At 46.5% G+C, this 3192-nt stretch carries 5 protein-coding genes; 3 read left to right on the forward strand and 2 right to left on the reverse strand.

The genetic code is table 11. The annotated features are described in order from the left end of the window. Window positions 1-714: 714 nt before the first annotated feature. Window positions 715-1005: a hypothetical protein gene (locus J1784_RS00430; RefSeq protein WP_420803936.1), complete on the forward strand. Its 291-nt coding sequence runs from the start codon at window positions 715-717 to the stop codon at window positions 1003-1005. Between the two features lie 45 nt (window positions 1006-1050). Here J1784_RS00430 and J1784_RS26785 read toward each other — a convergent pair whose 3' ends face one another. Further along, window positions 1051-1281: a Lar family restriction alleviation protein gene (locus J1784_RS26785; RefSeq protein ID WP_217147600.1), complete on the reverse strand. Its 231-nt coding sequence runs from the start codon at window positions 1279-1281 to the stop codon at window positions 1051-1053. A gap of 176 nt (window positions 1282-1457) precedes the next feature. Beyond that, on the reverse strand, window positions 1458-1676 hold the full coding sequence (locus J1784_RS00440; protein WP_217147601.1) for a DUF3085 domain-containing protein: 219 nt from the start codon (window positions 1674-1676) through the stop codon (window positions 1458-1460). A gap of 750 nt (window positions 1677-2426) precedes the next feature. Here J1784_RS00440 and J1784_RS00445 point away from each other — a divergent pair. Together J1784_RS00445 and J1784_RS00450 are read left to right on the forward strand one after the other, a co-directional pair. Further along, a complete protein-coding gene (locus J1784_RS00445) occupies window positions 2427-2747 on the forward strand; it encodes a type II toxin-antitoxin system RelE/ParE family toxin (protein ID WP_217147602.1) in 321 nt (106 codons plus the stop codon). Further along, on the forward strand, window positions 2737-3015 hold the full coding sequence (locus J1784_RS00450) for a helix-turn-helix domain-containing protein (RefSeq protein WP_217147603.1): 279 nt from the start codon (window positions 2737-2739) through the stop codon (window positions 3013-3015). Before J1784_RS00445 ends, J1784_RS00450 begins: the two co-directional genes overlap by 11 nt. Window positions 3016-3192 lie beyond the last annotated feature (177 nt).

A 3192-nucleotide genomic window follows, 5' to 3' on the forward strand; every position in this document is an offset into this window, starting at 1 on the left:
TCCTAACTCCTAACTCCTAACTCCTAACTCCTAACTCCTAACTCCTAACTCCTAACTCCTAACTCCTAACTCCTAACTCCTAACTCCTAACTCCTAACTCCTAACTCCTAACTCCTAACTCCTAACTTGCAGCGGTGACACTCTGAGTTGAAAATATTTTGAGTTTTTAGAATTGATGATTGAAAGGAGATAAGGCTAATGGCAATGGGTAACCCTGGGGAAGGAAGTTATGGTGAGCATAAGAATTACTTATCAATTAATAATTCATACTTAACATATGTGATGTATTCTTTAGGTTCGACCGGGTCATGAAGCAAGCCACTTATTTTAAATTCAGGTGGGGCAGGGCAGGGCAGACCACAAAGAGACTAGCAAAAATATTAATTCATACTTATGACTTCATGATTGTGAAGTAATCTGGTGTAACAGGTATCTTTGCCTGACAGGCTACTTAATTACTCATACTTCTTGCTTATTACTTATTACTTCACATTGAAAGCATCTTATGTTGTGGCATAGGCTTTGTTGAATAAATCGGATTTAGATAAATGCTCCTCCCGTTACTGACTTCCCCAGGTTCGCTATTCGCTGCTTGATTTACAGGGAGACGACCAGGTTGCGATTACAGCGGACGAATTCCCACAGAAAGATATCACTTCAACTCAATATTAACTTGATGTCCGCTCGCGAACGCGGGACTAAAAATGAGTGTAATTGAGCCAGTATATTGTTATAAAAAGTGCAATTATTTGGCTTTTTAGGATGATCATGACCGGTTATGAACTGCGTTTATGGCGGAAAGGGATGGGTTGGGATCAGGAGCGCGCAGCGGAAGAGCTTGGGAAATGCCTACGAACCTACAAAGCCTATGAGAAATCACCGAGTATCGACCGCGTTGTCGAACTCGCCATCCGGTCGCTGACACTTGCCTCATTGCTTCCCGCGCTGTCAGAGAAAAACAACGCGGAAATCTGCCAGGTCCTCATATCGCTGACTGACTCCTGATTTGTTGCCCCATTTCCCTTCATGTAGAACGGGGCAACAAAGGCATTAATTTTTGTCAAAACGCGGGTTCCAAGACGCAACCGCTTCATTAAAAACGGCGGTATGTATTTTTAGCGCCGTAACATCGTCGATGATATCCTCTTCATTTTCGGCTGCGACTACTGCCCCCTGTGCTGTACAAAGCGAGCACTCAACCCAATAATTCGCCGTGCCAGTACTCTCGACCTGCATTTGGTCTGAACCACAAAACGGACAAGGCTTTAAAGGGGTATTCATATTCGGCGTAAAAGTTGTAGCCGTCCTTTTTAAATTTCATGCGCCCTCCCCGACTGGAGCGATATCTAAGAGGATCTGCGTTTTGGTGACTTGCATCTGTAAATCATACAGCCCTTCAAGCAATGCGGTCATGACCATCGGAGTCAGTGACAACGTTTCTGCAAAATCATCACCTCCTACCGCAGCGACGCAAGCATCATGTAGCTCCCCCCATCGGCAAAAATGTCCGGATCGAAACCTTCGGCATAGACAACCGTGCGTTTATCACCCTCTTTGACCTTCTCTACTGACGACATCACATAAATCCCGTGGTCTTTCACCAGCACCAATTTAGCTTTATTTATCTTAATCAATTTTACGACCGTTAAAATATTCTTCGCTTTAAATTTCAACATATTATTTCCCTCACAATTCATTGTCTGCGGCTCTTAGGCCTCTTTTCTGGTGTCACCCTTTGGGTTTCACGCAGCGCGGGGAGTCTTGCTCCGTGGAAAAAGACCGGAACGGGGGTATCAGCTGAACGAACAGAGGCAACTTCGAGGCCGCAGCGCAAAGGAGTGAGGAACGAGCGAGGGCGAACGGGGGAGATGGCGGGCTTTAGTCTTCACCCTTGTGAGGTCAGTGCCCCGTTCAAGTGTATGGAACGGAGAAAGAATCCCCGCAGCGAACACCGCAACAGTGGGAGACACCATAAAGACCGGCTGGCCGGTCCCTGGAGCACCGGCGGCTTTTTGCCGGGGCGGTTAAGGCGCAGGCGTCAGCCAGCTGCAGCCCTTGACCTGGACGTTGCCATCAGACGCTACCCGGGAGGGACGAAACCCGCAGCTGCCAGGCGGAGTGTGGCTGACGACTGAACGGCTTTAGCCGAAGGGGGCCATGATTTTGACGTAAGTTGTTTTAATCAGGGGCAAGAGCAGCCAATCACCGGAGATAATGACCAGGAACTGAAAGCAACGAAAAGTCTGAAGAGAAAGAGCCGACAATAAAAAAAGTACGGGCGGTAACGCCTGAAACCGCCCGCTGTCCCGCAACTGATGTACAGGCATCAGTTACAAAAGCATGATAGCGGATAGAGTGACCGTTTCAAATTAGCCTTTGCGCTATCTTAGCTTTTGAGCTAATATTTATTTCAGGGAGGAACGCCAGTGTTTACTGTAATTTTTCATGATGAAACAGAATTAGAACTGATAGCCCTGCCTGCGGCAGTCAGAGCTAAGATGGCAAGATTGCTACAAAAACTAGAGGCAAACCCGCGCTTACTCAGAGAACCCGATACAAAGCCACTTGGCGATGGATTATTTGAGGTCAGGACGTTGGGAACAGATATAGTGAGAGGTCTGTGGGTATATCAAACGGGAGAACGGATTTTTTTACTCCGCATCTTTATCAAAAAATCGGCTAAAACACCACGTAACGAAATAGAGACAGCATTCCGCAGACTGGAGGAAATGAAGAATGAAATATAAGACACTCGATAAAATCCATACAGAAGCGATGCAGGATCCAGAATATCGGTCAGCCTATGAAGAAGAATTAGCGTTAGAACGGTTACAGGAGACGCTACAAGGTTGGCGCGTAGAAGCTGGTCTAACTTCAGCTCAGGTAGCAGAACGAATGGGGATAAAACCGCCGACCGTCAGCAGAATGGAAAAAAATGCCACAAAGATGAGTTATCAAACCCTTCTCAGGTACGCTCGCGCTTGCGGTGTCAATTTCAGATTACAGCAGATCTGATTCCGTTAAATTTAATAGGCTACTAACTTACTAAGCTAGTAGCCTATTGGTTGACCCTGTAAATAATTCTGTGTAACTGCCATCGTATTAAAGGTGAGCGCTCAGGCGGTCACCGAACTCGATAATAAAACGACTCATCGCCAGCCGCCAGTTTTGGATCGGCATACTCCATTTCTT

The organism is Rahnella ecdela (genome assembly GCF_019049625.1).
Lineage (GTDB): Bacteria > Pseudomonadota > Gammaproteobacteria > Enterobacterales > Enterobacteriaceae > Rahnella > Rahnella ecdela.

What these genes read in the sequence shown, in the direction of transcription:
- J1784_RS26785 (WP_217147600.1), bottom strand. Translation starts at nt 1,281, where the DNA reads ATGAATACCCCTTTAAAGCCTTGTCCGTTTTGTGGTTCAGACCAAATG.
- J1784_RS00450 (WP_217147603.1), top strand. Translation starts at nt 2,737, where the DNA reads ATGAAATATAAGACACTCGATAAAATCCATACAGAAGCGATGCAGGAT.
- J1784_RS00440 (WP_217147601.1), bottom strand. Translation starts at nt 1,676, where the DNA reads ATGTTGAAATTTAAAGCGAAGAATATTTTAACGGTCGTAAAATTGATT.